An 18,786-nucleotide genomic window follows, 5' to 3' on the forward strand; every position below is an offset into this window, starting at 1 on the left:
CGGGATATTCTCGTTGGTCACCAGCGAGTTGTACAGCAAGGGCGAGGACTTGTCCAATTCCTTGGTGATGATGAACGGCTTGTGCATGCGCTTGCCGGTGGGCAGGCCCGAGGCCGCGTCCCGGGGCGAAACGATCTCATGGGATACGGCGATCACCATGATCTTGCCTTCGCGGCCCTTCTGGGTCACCGAGCCCTTGATCTCGCCTTGCTTTTGGCCCTTCAGTTTGAGGTATGCATTCAACGCCATGATAGTACTCCTTCTAAGGTTGAGAAGATTTCACGTATGCGGAAATATACATCCGATTCATACATCAATAATTTAATCCCCTGGCGTTTCCGCGTCTGTGAGGAGGCTCACACGGAGGGGTGGAGTGTGATAAATGATCCCTTAGGGTGGGATGGTGCGCATTGCTGTTTCGCTGAGGTGGGTCACGGGCGGTGCGGGGCTGCGGGGGGGCTCAGACATGGCTCGCCGATAGACCTGTATTATGGCCCGCGGGCCTCGCGACTCGTCCGCATATCGTCCTTTCGCGGTCCGGCACCGGGCATGCGGACTATCTATGCGAGCATCGATTCGCGTTGCCCGCGGGCCTGCCGCCATGATTCGCCGCCCCGCAGCCCCGCACCGCCCGTCCTCCGCCGCGGGCCAGCGTTCGCACCCGACACACTAATCAGGAACATTCCGCCCATCCGCGTTCGCTGCGCGCTAAAGACCCTCGCCTTATCGACCCACAAACCCGACACGCCGTTCGCCAACAGGAAAGGTCCGCCATGGCTTCGGAACGAAGCAAGGCTTTTCCTTAGGGGGCCCCTTCCTTGGGGGGGCCAGACGGGTGGGTCCGTAGGGGAAGCCGGGCGTATAACGAGCGGAGCAGTCCTGGAAATGCGATCGATAACATTGTCGAACGCCCGCGTTTTCGCTAGCGGATCAACCCCTGGATACGCGGGCAGCCGCATTTCCAGGACGCCTACGACACGGTCCTACGGGGAGCGAAGTGCGCGCCCGGATTCCCCTCCGGCCCCGCCCTTAAGACCACCAACAAAAAAGGCGCCCCCGAAGAGGGCGCCTTGCAATCAATTCCGAACTTTAGACTACTTGCCCTTCGGCATCTGCGAAACCATCTGAAGGTTCACGTCGATGCCTTCCACCTGGAAGTGGGGGCTCACCGCCATGGTGACGCGATAGAAGCCGGGGTTGTCCGCGATTTCGGCGACTGTCACGTTGGCGGCGCTCAACGGGCGCTGCGCGGCCACCGACGGGCTCGGGTTCTTCATCTCGGTGACCAGGTTCTTCAGCCAATTGTTCAGCTCGTCCTGCAGCACCTGGGCGTTCTTGGTCGCGCCGATGTTCTCGCGTTGGATCACCTTCAGGTAATGGGCCAAGCGCGAGCTGAGGAAGATGTACGGCAGCCGGGAGTTGATCCGGCTGTTGGCGGTCACGTTGGGATCATCGTAGAGCTGGGGCTTCTGCGACGAGTTGGCCGAGAAGAAGCAAGCGTAATTACGGTTCTTGTAGAAGGAAAGCGGGATGAAGCCCTGATTGGCGAATTCGAATTCGCGGGTTTCCGGGATGAGGATCTCTGTGGGGATCTTCATCTGGTTGCCCTTGCCCACATCGTAAAGATGGATGGGTAGGTCTTCCAGCTTACCGCCCGCTTCCGGCCCGCGGATGTTCACGCACCAGCCGTTGTCGGCGAAGGCGCGGGACAGATTGGCCGCCAAGGCGAACGTCGCATTGCCCCACAGGTACTTGTCATGCTGATCGCCGGTGACCTTTTCCTTGTAAACGAACTCCTTGACCGGGACGGTATCCGGGCCATAGGGGAGACGGAGCAGGAAGCGGGGCAGCACGAGGCCGACGTAGCGGGAGTCTTCCGATTCGCGGAAGGCCTTCCACTTCAGGTATTCGGCGCGTTCCATGTAATTGGAAAGGTCTTCGATGGCCGGCAATTCGCTCGCGTTCTTGCGATTGAAGAATTGCGCGCCGACCGAACCGATGAACGGGCAATGCGCCGAGGCCGAAATCTTGGACACGTTCTGCAACAGGGAAACGTCCTGCGGCTTGGACGTGAACTCGTAATTGGAAACGATGGCGCCCACGGGCTCGCCGCCGGGGGTGTCGTATTCCTGGGTATAGATATGCTTGTAGAGCCCGGTCTGGATGGTCTCGGGGGAATCCTCGAAGTCTTCCAGCAAGGCCTGCTTGGACGCGTCCAGGATTTCGATCTTGATGTTCTTGCGGAAGTCGGTCCGATCGACCAGGAACTTCAGGCCCTTCCACGCCGACTCCAGCTTCTGGTACTCGGGATGGTGCAGGATGGCGTCCAGCTGGGCGGAGATCTTTTCGTCGATGGCGGCGATCTGATGATCGAGTACGGTCTTATCGATCTTCTCGACGGTGGTGCTGCTGTCGGAAATCGCCCCGATGAATACGCGCAGAGCGGCGGTAATGCGCTTGTTGGCTTCCACTTCGGCGATGTCCGCCTCTTCCCGGAATTGGAGCAGGTCGACGGGCTTATCGGGCGCCGCCTTGATGTCCATGTATTCCAGGATCTCGTTGACTAGGCTTTTCTTATCTTCGGCCATGTATCTCTCCTGTTACCCGTTGTCCTGGACTTTTATTCCGCGGCCTTGGCGCCGTTGTCGTCCATGGGGACGATCTTGTCGAGCTCGGCCACCAGGCTGTCCATGGCGGTCTTGTCCTGCATGATGCCTTCCAGCTTCTTGCGGAATTCCTTGTTATCCATCAGGTTGGACTTCAGGTCCTTGACCAGGTTGCGGGCGGCCAGGAGCTTGGAGAGCTGCGGCACCTGCTTCACGATCTCGAGAGGGCTGAAATCCTTGATGTTCTTGAATTTCAGATCCACCTTCAGATCGCCGCCGCCGGGATTGATCTTGTTCTCGACGCTCATGTTGAGGCCGAGATCCATGGACTCCATCACCTGGTTGAAGTTGTCCTTATTGATGTTGATCTTCTCTTTATCGACGATGCGGCCCGTATCCCCCTTTTGGGAGAAGTCGCCGAGCACGAGCATCTTGAAGGGGAGCTCGACCTTTTTTTGGGCGCCTCCCTTGTCGATATCCAGTTTGATGTTGACCCGCGCTGGGGGGATTTCGTTTTGGAAGCTGCCGGCCATGATCCAACTCCTGGTTTTTTGGGGCGTAGAGCGTAAACGGCTCGAAACAAGAAACTTACTTGAGATCGGCGCTAATGGCTAGGACGGGGTCCAATTTAGATATTTGGGCGTGAACCTCAACGGCCTTTTCCCAGTAGATATGTTTCATCCCCTCGTCGGCGGCGGCCATCAGGGCCAGGAACACCTTCTGGGACAAATGGTAGGTAGAGACGCATAATTCGGGGTCCCATTCGGCCAGGGAATGCGCCGCGATGGACGATTTCAGGTCCTCCAGGAGCGAGCGCGCGACGTGAGGCTTGTTGCCCTTATAGAGCAATTCCGCCATTATCAACTTGCGATCGAAGTTGTTCTTTTCGCTGGAATCATTGGCCAGGCCGGTCCGGAGCACATGCAGGGCCGCCTCCAGCTTGCCTTCGCCCAGCAGGATGGAAGCCTGTTTCTGCTCTTCGCCCACGTCGCCCTTTTTCTTGATGGGGGCCGGTCCAGCGCCGCCGCCGCCGCCCAAAAGGGAAAGCACGTCCGACTGGATCCATTCCTGGGTCATGGGGTCGGCGAAGGGGGTACCGTCTTCGAAGGACAGGTTCGGGAGGGTCGGTAGGCGCGACAGGAGCAGGGCCAGCTCGGTACGGATGGCTTTGGAGCAGGCGGAGTACTCGGGCCCCAAGCCGGCCATGGCCGTGCAGATGAACCGCTGCAGGTCGAACCAGAATCCCATCCCGTCCCCGGAAAAGGCGTCCTCGCCGCCCTTGGCCAAGTCGGCCCAGGCTTGGGCATCGAACATGCCACGATAAGCCTCCAGGACATGCGGATATGGGGCGGGGAAGTGGGTGCGCCCGCCGGTATTGGGAATCGCCTCCTGCCAGGGGGCCCATTTCAGCATGCGGATGATCCGATAGGCGAATGCATCCGTTTTGGAATTCTCCAGCAGCCAGTAGGCGCCATTCTGGATCGACATGTAGGCATCATCCGTGGACGCGATAGGCCCTTGGGCCGGCCCTGACTGGGCCGCCGCGGCGGAGGAGTCGGCAGTCGAGGCGGTTTCGACCGGTTTGGGCTTATGCTTCTCCGCCATCTCTTTCACCAGCTTGATGAAGCCGCCGAAGGAAGGGGGATTCTCCGTGAACTTCTGATCGCAAAAGGCGAGCAGCTCGCCGAGCTTGTCGCTGGCGGTTTGCAGGGTTTCGTAAGTGGCGCCACCGTTCAGGGCGGCGAGCAGATTGACGTTGCGTTCCCCGTTCAGCCACTTGAGGGCGTTGGCCCGCGCGGTGGGGCGCTTGGGATGGATATCGTCCCAATGTTCCATGACCAGGCGGCAATAGCCCGTCACCGCTTCGCCGAAGCTGTCCAGGCCATCATTCATGGCCGTGGCCAGCGCCAGGTAGCCCAGCGCGCGCATGTCCTTGGATTTCTTGGTGAGGAAGCGTTTGGAGGCTTCCTCCATGATCGCGTAATTGTTTTCCGTGCTCTTATCGGCTTCGTTGCGCGCGGCTTCGAAGTCGGGATCGTAGCTTCCGTCCTCGCCGCAGAACGAGGCGTCGGAGATGGGGGCGAGCAGTTCGTCGAGCAGTGCCATGTGGCTTGGGCCTCTCGGTTAGGAATCGGAATGAAAAATGCAAAATGCGGGACGAGAACGCGGATGCGCGCGAAGATCGCGACCGCGTCATTCCATGCTCACCCTGCCATCCCCCCCGATCAGGCTCGGCGCCAGATCGAATTTGTAGAAGTCCGGCGTAGTGAACGGATTCTCGCGATCCGGGATATTGCCTTCCATGGTCACGTCCACGTCGTACTTGCCGGCGACGTTGAAGCGCCATTTGGCTGTGAGCCCGCCCGGACGGGGAGCGAAGGCGCGCGCGCCGTCGAGTAAGCGGTTGAAACCCCAGGCCCCGTCCACCCGGCGGCCCTCCGAGCCCCCGTTCACGTTGTCGACCAGGATCTCGGCGCCCTTGTAACTGTTCTCGTTAGGCCAACGGAAGGTGAAACGCGCCTGCCCTTCGCCGGGTTTCACGGCGATCTTATCCTCGCCCAGCCGGAAGGTGACCTTGGCGGTATTGCGCGATTCGGCCAGGGTGACGTTCAGGTTGTAAATGCGCAGGCCCGCGTCCGAATAAAGCCGGCGCTGGACCGAGTAGGCTTTGCTGATGCCTTCCAGCGCTCCCGGCGCGAAGCCTATGCGGATCCCGTTCCAATGCCTGGGGCTGATGGTTTCCTCTTCCACCTTCACGAAGGGCGCGAGCTTGCCGGAATAGAATTGGGTGAAGGGGCCCTTGTCCGGGGCGAAGAAGGCTTTCAGGTCCTCGAGATTGGCTTCGTTGCCGCCGGATTTGACCAGGGGATAGCGCCCCTTGAGGTTGGCTTCGTAGAAGGAAACCACCTTGGACTTGTAGGCGGCTTCGAGTTGGCTGCCCGCGGCATTGGCCAGATAGCCGGCCACGTCGCGCACCGGATTTTCCAAAAGGGGCGTCAGCCAGGTTTGGCTTTCGTAGCGCGCGGTGATGCCCTTGGCTGCGTTCCAACAGTTGTTCATGGGGCTTTCGGCCTTGCCGGCGAAGAGGGCCTGGGCCGCGTCCATCACCTCGCCGCCGTTGTCCCCGGCCTGCGCGAGCTTACCCAACACTTCCGAAAGCCCGCGGGCCGCCGTGAAATAGTCTTGCAGCAATCCGCCGCCCGAGGGGCCCCCGTTCAGCTCTTCCACGAACTTGAATTGCTCCTTCAGCCGTCGCTTGTCCGCATCGCGCGCTTCCAAAGCCATGGACAGGAGTTGGCCGGCCTTCCCCAGTTTCTTTTCCACCGCCCCGGTGCCGGCCGGGGGAGGGGCAAGAAGATTGGTCTCTACCAGCAAGCGGGAAAGCACGGCGGGCAGTCCCTGGGTGGCGGAAGCGAATCCGCTCAACTTGCCGGAAGCCTGGCCCGGTTCGCCGGGCAGGCGTACCGACAGGCTTTGCAAGAGGTGCATCCACTCGGCGGCGTACTCCTGGTAATACTTGTCCACCAAGGCGCGGTACAACTGCTTCTGATCCTGCATCTCGGGCGGCAAGGCGGCCACCGCGCCTTCGCCCAGCACCCAATCGCGTTGATGGGGCTCGGCCGCTCCCTGGGCCAAGCGGTCCATGGCGTCATCGTCGAAGGCGGCCTTGGTGTAGAACGCGCGCACCTTGGCATTGCTCTTCAGGGCCGCATCGGGCGGAACGCCCATCTCGGTCAATCCCAGATCGCGCGCGGGATCCTCGGATGCGACGATGGATGCGTAGAGCCCTTCGATGCTGGGGGTGCCCAACAAGCTTTGCCGCGCGGTTTGCACCAGGGGCGCGTCGCTCTTGGCCAAAGGCGGGGTTTGCTGGCGCATGAACCTGTCGGCATATTGCGCGGCATGATCTTCCAGGCCCGACTCCAGGTTGCCGGGAAGGTTTTCCGCGCCGAATTTGTTGGCGGCTTCCTGGGCCCACAGCGGGGACAACAGCTCGGACAATTCCGCGGCTTTAATCTCCTTCAAATGGGATTGGCCTTCGGTGGTGAGCAAAAGATAGAGCTTCAGGTTTTCCCGCAGATGCGCATGCTGGGAGGGGTTATCGTATTTCGATCCCATTTCCAGGGAAGCTCCCAGCGCCCGCAGCCCGTCGAGGGCGATCATCCGGTTGAGTTCGATGGTATGCGCCGTGGACGCGAGTTCGAGGGCCTCCGAAGAATGGCGGAAGCCCGGCGGCAAATGCCCGCCGCCATCGGCCCTTATCTCCTTAATCTTCGCCAGCAGGGCCCCGAGCACATCGTACTCGGCCCGGAAATCCGTTTGCGACCGCCATTGCAACCGTCCGGCCTCGGAGACGCTTTTGGCGACGCTGGACAGGTAGGCGCGGCTGCCGAAGAATCCGATCAATCCATAAACGAGGATGGCCAGGCCCGCGACGGCCATGATGGAAGAAGCGATGAGGGATTGCCGCGAAAGGCTTCCCAGGCGGTAGCCGGGGATCTGCGCCAGCGACTTGTCGTTCTTGAGCACCCCGCCGAAGAGGAGGAAGGTGAACATGGACCGGGGCCGGCTCAAGGAATCGGGCGACTTGGAGGCGGCGGGCCCGCGCAGCTTGGCCTTATGATCCAGGAAATGGGCGGCTTCGCCGCCGGCATCCGCGAAGGGATCGTTGGCTTTCGCGAAATCGGAGGCTTGGCTGGGCATCACGCTGGTGAGGAAGAAGCCGCGGAAGGCGGCGCGTTCGCGCCGCATGGTGTCCTTGAACAACTGTTCGACGAAGACGGCGATGCGCTCCTGGGCCGCGCCGAACTCGTTGGGGAAAAGGAAGATTTGCTTGCGCCGCGAAGGATCGGGCGCCTGCGAAAGGCGCTGGGGCGTGCGCGCCTGCAACGATTCCCAGATCTTCTTGTATTCGCGCTCGAAGCGTTGGCGCGCCGGCGCCAGGTTGCCGCGCAAGGCGAAGGTGGCGCCGAAAACCTGGTGGTTCTCGGGCTCCTGCATGTTCTCGAAATACTCCCGGAAGCCCGGGATGATGTCGGTATGCGTGAAAACCAGGTAGATGGGGAGTTCCAGGCGTAGCGTGCCCATGGCCAAGGCGATCCGCTCGCGGTAACGCGCGGCGAGTTCCCCGACCCCGGGCCCGCCGTCCAGCAATTCCCGCAGGCTCACCACCAATAGCAAGCCGTCGAGCGCGGTGCGTTTGCCTTCCTTGGAAAGCTGCGCCAGCCAATATTGGAATTCGTCGTCGCCCTCTTCGCCGGTGGCGTAGCGATTCGGGGCCTCCAGGAAAATGCCCTGGTTGCTGAACCACCACTGCGAGAAATGCTGGGTCTGCTTGGCGAGTTCCGCCGACGAAGGGAAGCGCCGCGGGAAATGGATGCCCGCATGCTCCAGCAGGCTGGTCTTACCCGAGCCCGGGCCGCCGAGCACGAGATAGAACCGGAAGACGTCGAGCGGATCCTGGCCCATCTTGGCCTTGCCCTTACCCGATTGCTTCAGGATGTCGAGGGCGGAACGGGTCTCGGCCTTGAGCGGTTCCAGCCAGGTTTTGGCCGCGGCCTCGGCTTCGAAGGGATTTGCGGTCGTCTGCTCTTGCCCCTTGAGTGCTTTCTTAAGCCGTAGGATGGCGAGGATCAGGGCCGTCAGCCCCGCCAGCAGCAACGGGAGCGCCGTCCACATCAGGCGCAGGCCGATGCCCTTGGCCCCGAAGACCGGCAGCAGGAAGAACAGGATCAAGGCGATCAGGAATCCCGCGACCAGGATCCAGAAGGCGGCGGACTTGAAGATCTTCATGGCGCGGGGACCTTGCTTTGCAGCCGCTCAATCGTCTCGCGGGCCGGATCGAGCGCCCCGTCGCTGGCGAACATGAGCACTCCGTACAACAACGCGGATACGACCAGGAAGATCGAAGTGGCGATGACCAGTCCCCGCCCGCTCCGTTCTTGTCCCTTCACACCGGGATGGACGTAGGCCGAAGGGGAAACGGCCTTGGGCGGTTCGCCCTTGATGCCTTCGATCCGCTTCAGCAGGTTGCGGACCACGTTGGGCAAGACCTCCGGTCCCGAAAGGCGGTAACGTCCCTGGAACCCCAGGGCCAGGCAGAGGTAGTACACCTCGATGATCTCGAGGTTGCGCTGCATATCGGGCAGCAAGGCTTCCAGGCGCTTGAAGAAATTCTCGCCCGCCAGGCTGTCGTTGAAATAGGTCACCGCCAGAGGATCGGCGATCCAGGTCTCCCGGCAATTATTCTCGGTATTGACGATGGTTTCGTCGATGAAGGCGGCCAAGGCGTAGCGGGCCTGCTCCGCCGCTTCGGGGGCTTTACGGTAGGTCAGGGCGGAGCGTTCGAAATCCTTGAAGTACGAGTTCAGCAAACGCCGCATCTGCTCGGGCTGGCCCAGGTTGGCCGTCTCCCGGATCTTGACGCCGAGAAGGAGAACGTCGGTCGCCAGGATGGCCAGGCTCGGGGCTTCCTTGTCCCCGCCCGCCGACCCGAACAAGGTTTGGCCCGCGCTGGCCCCGCCTTGGCCGAACAAGGTTTGCACGGCGCCATCGGCCCAATCCATGCCGCCCCCCTGGCCGTACGCCGTGCGCATGGCGGGCTGGAGGGGTTGTTGCAGGACGCGTTTCTGTCCGGGTTGCATCATTGATTCCCTGCGGTCGATGAGGATTCAGGCGACGCTGAAGCTGCGCGGGCCGCTCCGCTTAGGCCGTAACCCGGTCGTGTTTCATTCCGTCGTCGCTATCAATTCCAGCTTGGTCGAAGGCAGATCCGAAGGCATATGGATCGCCAGCGCTTTCGTCTGCATGACTTGATCCCAGAGTTCCCCGCCTTGCTGCAAGCGGAAATACTTGAATCCGGCCTTGGCGGGAATCGAGGACGGGGCCGCGGCTTCCGGCACCAGCGGGACGCCGGGAAGGGCGGCATTGACCATCATTTCCAAACGGCCCACGGGCGCGAGCTTGGCCTTACGCTGAACGGTGGTGATGATTTCCACCTCCGAGGCCTGGGCCGATACTCCCAGGTAGAATTGCTTGAGGGTGTTGAAGTCCGCATCGCGCATGTTCGCGGAATATTGGATCGGGCTCGTCTTCGTGAGCGGGAAAACGCGGTAGCCCGTAGGCACGGTCACGCCCAACAGGGTTTCGAGTAATTGGAAAAGCGGGCGGAAACAGGCCTGCAAATCGCCATGCACGTATTTCGGCATGTCCGTCGCCTTGGCATCCTGGCCGAAGCTCACCAAGCTCCCCGCGAAGGAAATCAGGCGGCGGAACAAGGCTTCGGGATGGGCGAAGGGATGGTTATGGAAATGGATGATCTCGGGCAGGGAACCGTTGATGGCAGCCAGCAGGAGGTAATTGGTGAGCGCCTCGGCGTTGAATTGGGCGATGCCCGTGCTCTTTTGCGCGCGCTGCCCCATCAGGTAATTGCTCTTCTGGATACAGCTTTCCATCAGCCTCTTCAGCTGGCCGGTAAGCCCATGGGCCGCCGCGATGCGCACCGCGGTGGGAAAGAACAGATCGCTGGGCAGAACGCGTCCTTGCGCATCCCGCACCAGTTCGGCGATCTTCAAGGTCTGGAAACCGGTGGCCGATTCCCCGTCGAAAAGGAGACGCAGGTTCAGCCGTCCGAAAACGAGTTCCTTCGGATTTCCCCCGGAATTGCCGTCCGGGATTTCCCGGGGTTGCCCTTGGAAGCGGGCGGGCTTTCCCTCGGCGCCGAAGGCGAGATTGGCGTTGCCGGCAGCGTAAGCGGGCACGGCCAGATGTACGCCCAGGTTTTCCCGGGAGGCGGGGAAGAAGGATTCGAATTGCCGCTGATCGGGCAAGGGATCGGTACGAGGGGCGGAAAAGTGGGTGCCGTCGGGGAAGATGCCGGAACAATCCTTCACCGAAAGGAATCCGTTGTCGAGGGAATCGCGTTCGATCTCGAGGGACGCCAGTCCGTAATAGAATGGCGAAAGGAATTGCAAGCGGGCGTGGATGGACCCATCCGCGAGGAGATCGGCTTGTTGCAAGTGTTGCGGGGAGAGGACCATGCCTTCCAGCCAGATGACCTTATCGCTCATGGAGATCCTTCGGCGGGGTGTGGGCTTGCATTTCCAGCCGGAAAATCTAGCATATAAATGCTTTTTCCGAATCCCGTTCCGCGAGGGGGAGAGCCCCTAACAAGTTAGGGGCTCTATATGAGGATGGTTCGCATGGGAAGATTCACGCTGCGCCTCTTGGGCCCCTGTATGCTGGCCGTTATGGCCGCCCATGCAACCGGGTTCCTGTCTTTGGAATCCAGCCCGAACGGCGCCGAAGTCTGGTACACCGGGCCCGACGATCCCGATAAGAAATATCTCGGGGATACGCCCTTGGAGAGGCGAGAGCTCCCGGTCGGCAAATACAACCTCTGGCTCATCCTATCCAGCCACGATACCTTGGCCGTCCCGGACGTCTACATCGCCGAAGGGCAAACCACCCAGATGACGCGGGAGATCCCCACGCATTACGGGTACCTCGAAGTGAATACCGATCCCGACAGCGCGGACATCTGGCTGGACGGGGTTCGCATCGGGCCTTCGCCTTACGTCAATAACCTGGTGCTACCCGGGAAGTACGATCTCAAGGCCATCCCCCGGGAGGCCCATATGAAAACGTCGATCCGGTCCATCGCCGTCGGCAAAGGCGATTCCATCCGGCTCTCGATCCAGGCTCCCTACCGGGACAAATCCTATTTGCAGGAAAACCTTTCGCTGCCGCCCTGGCGGGTACAGGCCGAAGCCGGAATCGAGTTCCGTTCCTGGACCGGAAATTACCCGGACGATGGTACGCGCGTGGCGTTTTCGACGGACTCCATCGCCGACCTACCCACCCAGTGGGACTTCCCCGTGAACGCGCGTTTGGGCCTGCCTCATGATCTGGAAGTGCATATCCTCCTGCCTTTCGCGGCCAGCGACAACCCGCGGTTGGATCGGGACACCATCGCGAATTTCAAGAACAACATGCGGCTCGGCCTGAAGTATACCTACCGGCCTTTGAACCTGGGGCTAGACGCCTCGTACGGATTCGGCTTCAAGAATAATAAGGAAGCATTGGATCATGATTACCTGGCCCTCACCGCCATCGGCGAAGGCTCAAAGGGCAAGATCTACGGGCAGGCCCAGGCCGGGATCGAATTCCACTTCGCCTCCAAGCAGGACAACAAATTCGATCCGGGGGACGTCATCCTGGCGCATGCCCAGGTGGGCTACCTTCTCGATCCTTTCACCCCTTACCTCGGCTTGGCGGCGAGGTATCATTTCGACGATACCGAAGGAGGGAAATCCTTAAAAGACGCCGGCTACCAACTGGTTCCCGAGCCCGGATTCATTCTGGATTTCGCGGATAAGGTCTCGCTCCAATTCGGAGTGCCCTTCACCCTCGTAGGGAAGAACGCCCAGTCTTATTGGGGCCTTCATCTTTCCTTAAGCGCAGGACTCCAAATCTATTAGAGTCCCCTTCCCAAGCCGCCGGATTCCGGTGGATGCAAATGAAAAGGGCGGGCCTTGCGGCCCGCCCTTCGATTTTCCATTAGTCCCGGATTAAAGGGCCTTGGTCTCTTCCTTCACTTCTTCATCTTTCACGTCGAAGCGGGGCTTCTTCTTGAGCTGATTGCGACGGCCATGCTGGATGTCCGAATCCTCGCGGGTGAAGAGCGCGTCTTCAGCCGACGGATTGGGGGCCAACGCATCGACATGGGCTTCCTTCGCCGCCGGGATCTCGTGATCCACGGTGGAAGGCAAGGGGCGACGGGGGGCCAAAACGGAAGGGGCCGGAGCGGCATTCACGACCGGGGCCGATTCGCCCTGGGCCGAAGAATTCGGAACGCTCGGCGCTGCCGAAGCTTCGCGTTCGCCACCGAAGCCTTCGCGGCCCCGTTCGCGTCCACCTTCGCGGGAAGGCGCGCCTTCACGGCCATTGAAACGATCGCCGCGATCATGACGTTCCGGCCGTCCGCCGCGCTCGCGGTCGCGCCCGCCGAAACGGTCGCCGCGGTCGCCGCGATCATTGCGGGGTCCGCGATCCGTGCGCTCGCCGCCTTCGCGACGGGCTTCGCCTTCGGGGCGATCGCCGCGCGGTGCGCGATCGCGGGGGTTGATTTCACGGGGTTCGCGGCTGCGGTCGCCTTCCATCGCGGGGCGGGGACCACGGTTTTGAGGAGCGCCGTTTACCGCATTGCGGGGAGGGACGCTGGCCCGGGCTTCTTCGGCTTCGTCAACCTTGACGGGCTTGAGCTTGAGTTGCGGAGACATCTTCTTGACGACGGGTTGTTCAAGGAGGTAGGTAAGGGTGCGGACTTTAGAGAGGACGTAGATGCAGAGACCGATGCTGACGGCTGATAGGCCTGCCAGGGTCAAAAACTGTACAGTTTCCATGGATGATGTATTCTTTCTTCTTTCATAAAGAGGATGACCAGGTGCGGTTGATCGAAATCAATCCGTAAGCACGGATGGAATCTTGTTCTATCCGCCTCACCTGAGTTTTATTATACCCTTTCCTAACGGTGGAGGAACTGTCCTCGACCCGGACGGGGTGGTACTTTTACTGGGTTTTAGGGCTTTTCTGCACGGACGCGGCGCCCGTGGAGAGGGTGTGTTCCAGTTCTTCGGCTTTATTTAAAACCAAAAGCAACCTGCTTGCCTGCCTGCTTAAGCTGTTCACGCGGCCGATCAGGGACAAGACCAAGGCCAGGAATATCAAGAACCCCAAACTCAATAATAGGTTCAGAAGTACCACGGAAAGAAGGTAACAAAAGGAAACCTCGGATTCAATCGAAAGTATACTGCACGTCTTGACACCTAATTATTTGTGCAGTATCTTCTATTTGAAATCCTGATTGGGAGGTCCGCGTGGAAACCGAAGTGAAAAAGGATCGAAAAGCCTTAACGCCGCGTCAGCGTGAGGTTTTCGAATTCATCAAGGAGCGGATCGGCCAAAGCAACCGTCCTCCCACCTTGCGGGAAATCGGGCAACGCTTCGAGATTTCTTCCACCAACGGGGTGCGTAGCATTCTGGCGGCCTTGGTCAAAAAGGGTTTCATCGCCCGGTCCCCCAAGCTTTCCCGCGGCATCGATCTCCCCCAAGGCCTACGGGAGCCGAGGATTCCGGGCGACTTCGCCAGCGACGAAGCCAAGGTTTTCGAAGTGCCCATCGTCGGGCGGGTAGCCGCCGGCGCTCCGATCCTCGCCGTAGAGAATTTGGAAGGGACGGTGGTAGTCGATCGGGATTTCCTCATGCGCCAACAGAACGTATTCGCTTTGCGCGTCCATGGGGACAGCATGAAGGATGCGGGAATCCATCACGGCGATCTCGTTTTCGCCCGCCAACAGAACAGCGCCGAGCGCGGCCAAATCGTGGTCGCCCTGATCGGCGAGGAAACCACGGTGAAATATTATTTCCCGGAGTCCGGCCGCGTACGGCTGGAGCCTGCTAACGAAGCCTTCGGGCCCATCATCGTGGATAATTCCATGCCCGACTTCTCCATTCTGGGCAGAATCATCGGCGTCATGCGTCGATATCATTAAGAGCAAGTCAGCCCGGGACCCTGGTTTCCAAGGGAAATTCCCGGTACATTTAGAGGCAATGCAACGTCTTTCCCTCTCCTTGGCTTTCGCCCTGGCGCTTGTCGCCTGCTCATCCACCAAGGTGGATGAGGGTTTCTACGGTCCCAAGCACCGCCAATATTCCATCGCCGTGGACAAACAAGGCCGCAAGGATGGCGCCGAGACCTGGTGGTATCCCGACGGGAAGATGAAATATTCGGGGTTTAATCGGGAAGGATTCCGTGAAGGCAAATTCACGGCATGGTACCCGCAGGGCGAAATCTGGTACGAGGGATTTGAATATCGCGGTAAGCCCGAAAGTACCCTGACCTATTGGTATCCCAATGGGAAAATCAAAAGCCAGGCCTTGTTCCGGGACGGCATCCAACTCGAACGCAAGGACTATGACGAGGATGGGCGACCCCTGGGGGGCCCGGCCGGACTGGCCAAAGCCGAACCCGAGCCTGCGGGGGATGAGGTGCAAGCGTCCGGCGACAATCTCCGGAAGACCTCGCTACGGATGTGGGCCATGCGCGTGCGGCAAACCGTGGAAGGATACTGGGTATTACCGAAGCAATTCGAAAAGGAACGGCCTTATCGCGCGGTGGCCAAGATCAAGGTCGGGCGGGACGGGAAGATCCTCGGGGTGGCTTGGAGCGAAAAAAGCCCTTCCAGCGCGTTCAACACCCTGGCCCAACTTACCTTCAAGCGCATCAAGCGCCTGCCGGCATTCCCGCCTCAGATCCGGGATGAATCCCTCGAAGTGCAGTACGAGTTCATCTCTTTGGGAAAGCCCTCGCCGCGGAAACGCCTGGAGGCCCGCGATGATGGCGGCGACGCACCGCAACCCGGAGGCGATGCGCGGTCGCCCGCGGACCGCGTTTCACCCTGACGAGGGTTCCGTATCCGCGGAACGCGTCCCACCGTGATGAGGGCCCTCGGCGCGAAGGTCCCCCGCCAAAGCGGTGATGGCTTTCTCGATCTCCTTCCTCACGCCCGGATCAACTTCTTCCGGTAGCAAGGCTTTCAAGGGTTCCGCCATGGACGTATCACCCAGGTTACGGGCGGCGGCGGCCAGGTTGCGCAGCAAGGAGCGGCGGCCCGCGCGGGTAAGCGGGGATCCCCGGAAGCGGGATTGAAAGCCTCCGCCTTTGCGCAGAAGCGCGGACCAGGCCGGACCGTCGGCGGGGAATGTTTCCGGGAGGGAAGCCTCCGGCGGCGCCAAGTGCTTGCGGTTCCAGGGGCAAACTTCCTGGCAAACGTCGCAGCCGAATATCCAGCCACCGAAATCACGGCTTAACCCATCCGGCAATTCGCCCTTGTCCTCGATGGTCCAATAGGAAATGCACTTGTTGGCATCCAGCTTGCCCGGCGCCACGAAGGCACCCGTCGGGCAGGCCTCCAGGCAACGGGTACAGCCGCCGCAGAAGTCCTCGACCGGGGCCGATGCCGGCAAGCCGACGTCCACGAAGAAGCCCGCGAGATGGAAGGCCGACCCGGCCTGGCGATTGAGGGTGCAGCAATTCTTGGCGCGCCAGCCCAAGCCGGCTTCGGACGCCAGATCCCGCTCGAAGACCGGGGCCGTGTCGATGAAGCCGTAGAAGCGCGTCCCGGACGTGGCGGGTTCGGCGCGCAGATGGGCCTCGGCGGCCGCGAGGATGGCGCGCGCGACCTGATGATAATCGGGACCTTGCGCGTAGGCGGCCACGCGATAGCCCTTCGCTTGCGGGGAGAGGGGCCGGGCATAGGGGATGGCGAAGACCACCGCGGATTCGGCCCAGGCATGGAAGGCTTTGGGATCGGCGCGTTCCGCGAGACGGGTCGCCATGTAACCCATGCCGGCATGGCGTCCTTCTTGGACCCAGGCGCGCAGGAGATCGGATTGCGGCGTGGGGCGCGCCGGCGCGATGCCCCACTCAAGTACGCGCGGCTCGGATGCGAAAAAACGGCGCAAGGAGGCCATGCAGGCTGCTTCGGCGCCGGATCCTCCAGGGGCGGGCGCGACCGCGCCGGTCATGTCTTGCGCTTCTTCTGCCGCGCCGCTGGATACAGGACGTTATTGAGGATGAGGCGGTAGCCGGGCGAGTTCTTGTGCAGGGAAAGGTCGGTGGGCGGATCGCCCACCGCATGGGAATAATCCTCCGGGTCGTGGCCGCCGTAGTAGGTGAACTGTCCCTGGCCGATGTTCCCATGCAGGTAACGCACGGCATCCTGCCCATCGGCCTTGGCCAGCACGGTAACGGATTTCTTGACCAGGGCGGATGGATAGGAGGTCGTCAGCCCGAAGAATCCCTTCACCAGATCGGTGTGGTTCTGGCAGAGCATGGCGGGCACGGGATCGTACTTGGGCGAGAAATCGAACAGGACGAAATCGTTGGCGGGCCGGCGCTTCAGGCTGCCGCGGTTGACTTGGTTGTAGTCCAGATCGCCATGGGAAGGGGACATGGGATCGGTGTCGAAATCGAATCCGGTGAAGGCCAGGGACAGGTTGTAATCCAATTCCTTATTCAGATTGGGGCTGGGGGGCGTGCCGTCGAAGACCGCGTCGGCCGCGTCCGTCTTGGCGGCGGCCAGGGCCATATCCAAGGTGCTGGTGGCCAGGCACATGGCGAACAGGAATCCCCCCTTCTCCACGTAATTGCGGATGGCCAGCGCCACCGCCTTCTTGAGCATGACGTTGTTCTTAAAGCCGAGCTCGACGGCCAGCTTTTCATTGGCCGCCACCTGGTTCACGTACCACGGCGCCGTTCCGAAGGAGGCGTAGAACTTGGAGTACTGCCCGGTGAAGTCCTCGTGATGCAGATGCAGCCAATCGTATTGCGAGAGTTTGCCTTCGATGATCTCGCGGTCGTAGATCTTGGTATATGGGATCTCTGCGTAGGCCATGGCCAAGGTCACCGCGTCGTCCCAAGGTTGCTTGGTGAGCGGGGTATAGACGGCGATGCGCGGGGCCTTCTCCAGCTGCACCTTGTCCATGTTCCCCGCTTCGATCTCGGCGTAGATCCGATCGAGATCCCCGTCCGGAACGGATTCGAAAAGCACGCCGCGCTTGGCCGCCTCGCGTTTGAGGGAGCCCACGTCTTCCAGCATAAAGCTTCCGCCCCGGTAGTTGAGCAACCATTCCACCGGATGTCCCGCGGCCACCGACAGGTAGGCGATGCCGTAGGCCTTCAAGTGATCGGTTTGGGTCAGGTCCATGGGGATGAGGAGATGATCGGCATTGGCGCCGACGGCGAAGGCGAGCGCCAGAAAGGCGGCGCGGCGAATCCGATGGGCCGCGCGGCGGAGAGCAGCGCCGGATAGGACGGGCCGGAATACCATGGACCGTAAATGCATGGGGCTTAAGATACTCGATTCGCGGGCGCAATGTTCCGCCCGGACGGAACCGAAATCATGCGAACACCTCTTCGCCGTCGACCACCGAAAGCAGGACGTCGCGGGCTTCCGACACCAATTCTTCGTACAAGTCCGCCTCCGGGCGGGGGCGCATGGCCACGGCGATCAGATCCGCTTTGCAGCCCGGGGCCAACCTCCCCAGGTCCTCGACGCGGCCTAAGGCCCGGGAGCCGTTCAAGGTCGCCATCGCCAGGATGTCGCGGCCGGGAACGTCCGGGTTCCCGCGCCGGAATTCGGCCATTTCGTCGAACAAGCTCAAGCCTTCGTTGGAAGCCAGGCTGTCGGTCCCTAGGCACAAGTTGATCCCGGCCGCCCGGTAGGCCGCGTAGGGGAAGCCGCCGTGGCCGAAAAAGGCCCGGCTCCGCGGGCAATGTACCACCGAGGTTACCGTATCCGCCAAGATACCGATGTCCGCGGCGTCGGCCTGGTTGCAGTGGGCGAAAAGCGATCCCCGGGGGATGAGCCCTCGGCGGCCGAGGAAACCGATGGGGCTTTCGCCGGGGGCGGGCTTCCAGGCGGGATAGATGCGGCGGCAGAATTCGAAGAGCGCCCCGCGCCCTTCGCGGAACATGGCGGATTCTTCGGCGCTCTCGGCGACGTGCAAGGTAAAGGGGCCGCGGCGGGTGGCTTGCTCCGCCGCGAGCAAAAGTTCGGGGGAGCAGGAGTAGGGCGCATGGCAGGTGATGCCCGGGCGAAAGCGCTCGCTGGGCGCGGGCGCGGCGGCCAGCCGCGATTCGGCCTCGGCCAAGCGGGCGGCTGCCAGGGAGGGATCGAGGCCGATCACTTCGAGATAGGCATAGGCGCGTAAGGGAAGGGCGGCCAGTTCGGAGAGGGCCGCGCCGGTATTGCCGACGTCCACGATGGTGGTGGTTCCGTGTTTCAGGCATTCCAGCGCCCCCAGGCGGACGGCCTGGGCATAAGCTTCTGGGCCTGCGCCATCCAGGGACTTGCGCAAGCGCGAGACCCACATGGGAAAGGCCTCGCCGCGGGGCAGCATGCCGCGGGCCATTCCCAGCTCCAGATGGCAATGGGCATTGATGAGGCCCGGCAGGATCACGGCGTCGGGGATGTCGCGGATGGTATCGCGCCGCAGGTCCATGTCGTCCAAGGCCCCGACCTGGACGATGCGATCGCCTTGCACGCGCACGCAACCTCCTTCGAGGGGAGGCCCATCCATGGTGACCACATAGCGAGCGCGGTAGATCAAGCTTCGA

The 18,786-nt window shown here is 61.4% G+C and carries 14 protein-coding genes; 3 read left to right on the forward strand and 11 right to left on the reverse strand.

The window, feature by feature from the left end; translation table 11 throughout:
* From hcp to tssK, 7 genes are all read right to left on the reverse strand, one after another.
* On the reverse strand, positions 1-249 hold a 249-nt coding region (gene hcp / locus JF616_05190), incomplete at its 3' end, for a type VI secretion system tube protein Hcp (protein ID MBW8887137.1).
* Between the two features lie 845 nt (positions 250-1,094).
* On the reverse strand, positions 1,095-2,588 hold the full coding sequence (gene tssC, locus JF616_05195; protein MBW8887138.1) for a type VI secretion system contractile sheath large subunit: 1,494 nt from the start codon (positions 2,586-2,588) through the stop codon (positions 1,095-1,097).
* Between the two features lie 32 nt (positions 2,589-2,620).
* The gene (gene tssB, locus JF616_05200; protein ID MBW8887139.1) at positions 2,621-3,139 is read right to left on the reverse strand and encodes a type VI secretion system contractile sheath small subunit; all 519 of its coding nucleotides are present in this window, start codon (positions 3,137-3,139) and stop codon (positions 2,621-2,623) included.
* A 55-nt stretch (positions 3,140-3,194) separates the two neighbouring features.
* A complete protein-coding gene (gene tssA, locus JF616_05205) occupies positions 3,195-4,712 on the reverse strand; it encodes a type VI secretion system protein TssA (protein MBW8887140.1) in 1,518 nt (505 codons plus the stop codon).
* A gap of 87 nt (positions 4,713-4,799) precedes the next feature.
* Positions 4,800-8,399, reverse strand: coding sequence for a type VI secretion system membrane subunit TssM (gene tssM / locus JF616_05210; GenBank protein MBW8887141.1), 3,600 nt, complete (start codon positions 8,397-8,399; stop codon positions 4,800-4,802).
* Positions 8,396-9,253, reverse strand: a complete 858-nt coding sequence (gene icmH / locus JF616_05215; protein MBW8887142.1) for a type IVB secretion system protein IcmH/DotU — start codon at positions 9,251-9,253, stop codon at positions 8,396-8,398. Before icmH ends, tssM begins: the two co-directional genes overlap by 4 nt.
* Before the next feature lie 81 nt (positions 9,254-9,334).
* Positions 9,335-10,675 (reverse strand): type VI secretion system baseplate subunit TssK, encoded by a 1,341-nt coding sequence (tssK, locus tag JF616_05220; GenBank protein ID MBW8887143.1) that lies wholly within the window; start codon positions 10,673-10,675, stop codon positions 9,335-9,337.
* Positions 10,676-10,807: 132 nt separating this feature from the next.
* On the opposite strand from tssK, the gene JF616_05225 reads away from it, so the two are divergent.
* A complete protein-coding gene (locus JF616_05225; protein MBW8887144.1) occupies positions 10,808-12,085 on the forward strand; it encodes a hypothetical protein in 1,278 nt (425 codons plus the stop codon).
* Positions 12,086-12,175: 90 nt separating this feature from the next.
* Here JF616_05225 and JF616_05230 read toward each other — a convergent pair whose 3' ends face one another.
* Entirely contained in the window at positions 12,176-13,009 is an 834-nt protein-coding gene (locus JF616_05230; protein ID MBW8887145.1) for a hypothetical protein, read from the reverse strand.
* A 486-nt stretch (positions 13,010-13,495) separates the two neighbouring features.
* Here JF616_05230 and lexA point away from each other — a divergent pair, with 486 nt between their 5' ends.
* Entirely contained in the window at positions 13,496-14,158 is a 663-nt protein-coding gene (gene lexA / locus JF616_05235; protein MBW8887146.1) for a transcriptional repressor LexA, read from the forward strand.
* A 58-nt stretch (positions 14,159-14,216) separates the two neighbouring features.
* Positions 14,217-15,068, forward strand: a complete 852-nt coding sequence (locus JF616_05240; protein MBW8887147.1) for a TonB C-terminal domain-containing protein — start codon at positions 14,217-14,219, stop codon at positions 15,066-15,068.
* On the opposite strand, the gene queG is transcribed toward JF616_05240, so the two are convergent.
* The 3 genes from queG to JF616_05255 all read right to left on the reverse strand — a co-directional run bounded on the left by queG (position 15,060) and on the right by JF616_05255 (position 18,779).
* Positions 15,060-16,193: a tRNA epoxyqueuosine(34) reductase QueG gene (queG, locus tag JF616_05245; protein MBW8887148.1), complete on the reverse strand. Its 1,134-nt coding sequence runs from the start codon at positions 16,191-16,193 to the stop codon at positions 15,060-15,062. The genes JF616_05240 and queG overlap by 9 nt on opposite strands.
* Positions 16,190-17,443 carry an asparagine synthetase B gene (locus JF616_05250; protein MBW8887149.1) on the reverse strand — a complete coding sequence of 418 codons (1,254 nt, stop codon included), beginning with the start codon at positions 17,441-17,443 and terminating at the stop codon, positions 16,190-16,192. The genes queG and JF616_05250 overlap by 4 nt, the downstream gene beginning before the upstream one ends.
* A 124-nt stretch (positions 17,444-17,567) precedes the next feature.
* Positions 17,568-18,779, reverse strand: a complete 1,212-nt coding sequence (locus tag JF616_05255) for an amidohydrolase family protein (protein MBW8887150.1) — start codon at positions 18,777-18,779, stop codon at positions 17,568-17,570.
* Positions 18,780-18,786: the final 7 nt, after the last annotated feature.

The sequence above is a fragment of the Fibrobacterota bacterium genome (genome assembly GCA_019509785.1).
Lineage (GTDB): Bacteria > Fibrobacterota > Fibrobacteria > UBA11236 > UBA11236 > Chersky-265.

Bases quoted from the DNA above. Each gene is read 5' to 3' on its own strand.
- tssB (MBW8887139.1), bottom strand. From the start codon at position 3,139: ATGGCCGGCAGCTTCCAAAACGAAATCCCCCCAGCGCGGGTCAACATC.
- tssC (MBW8887138.1), bottom strand. From the start codon at position 2,588: ATGGCCGAAGATAAGAAAAGCCTAGTCAACGAGATCCTGGAATACATG.
- tssK (MBW8887143.1), bottom strand. From the start codon at position 10,675: ATGAGCGATAAGGTCATCTGGCTGGAAGGCATGGTCCTCTCCCCGCAA.
- JF616_05225 (MBW8887144.1), top strand. From the start codon at position 10,808: ATGGGAAGATTCACGCTGCGCCTCTTGGGCCCCTGTATGCTGGCCGTT.
- queG (MBW8887148.1), bottom strand. From the start codon at position 16,193: ATGACCGGCGCGGTCGCGCCCGCCCCTGGAGGATCCGGCGCCGAAGCA.
- icmH (MBW8887142.1), bottom strand. From the start codon at position 9,253: ATGATGCAACCCGGACAGAAACGCGTCCTGCAACAACCCCTCCAGCCC.
- tssA (MBW8887140.1), bottom strand. From the start codon at position 4,712: ATGGCACTGCTCGACGAACTGCTCGCCCCCATCTCCGACGCCTCGTTC.
- JF616_05230 (MBW8887145.1), bottom strand. From the start codon at position 13,009: ATGGAAACTGTACAGTTTTTGACCCTGGCAGGCCTATCAGCCGTCAGC.
- tssM (MBW8887141.1), bottom strand. From the start codon at position 8,399: ATGAAGATCTTCAAGTCCGCCGCCTTCTGGATCCTGGTCGCGGGATTC.
- JF616_05240 (MBW8887147.1), top strand. From the start codon at position 14,217: ATGCAACGTCTTTCCCTCTCCTTGGCTTTCGCCCTGGCGCTTGTCGCC.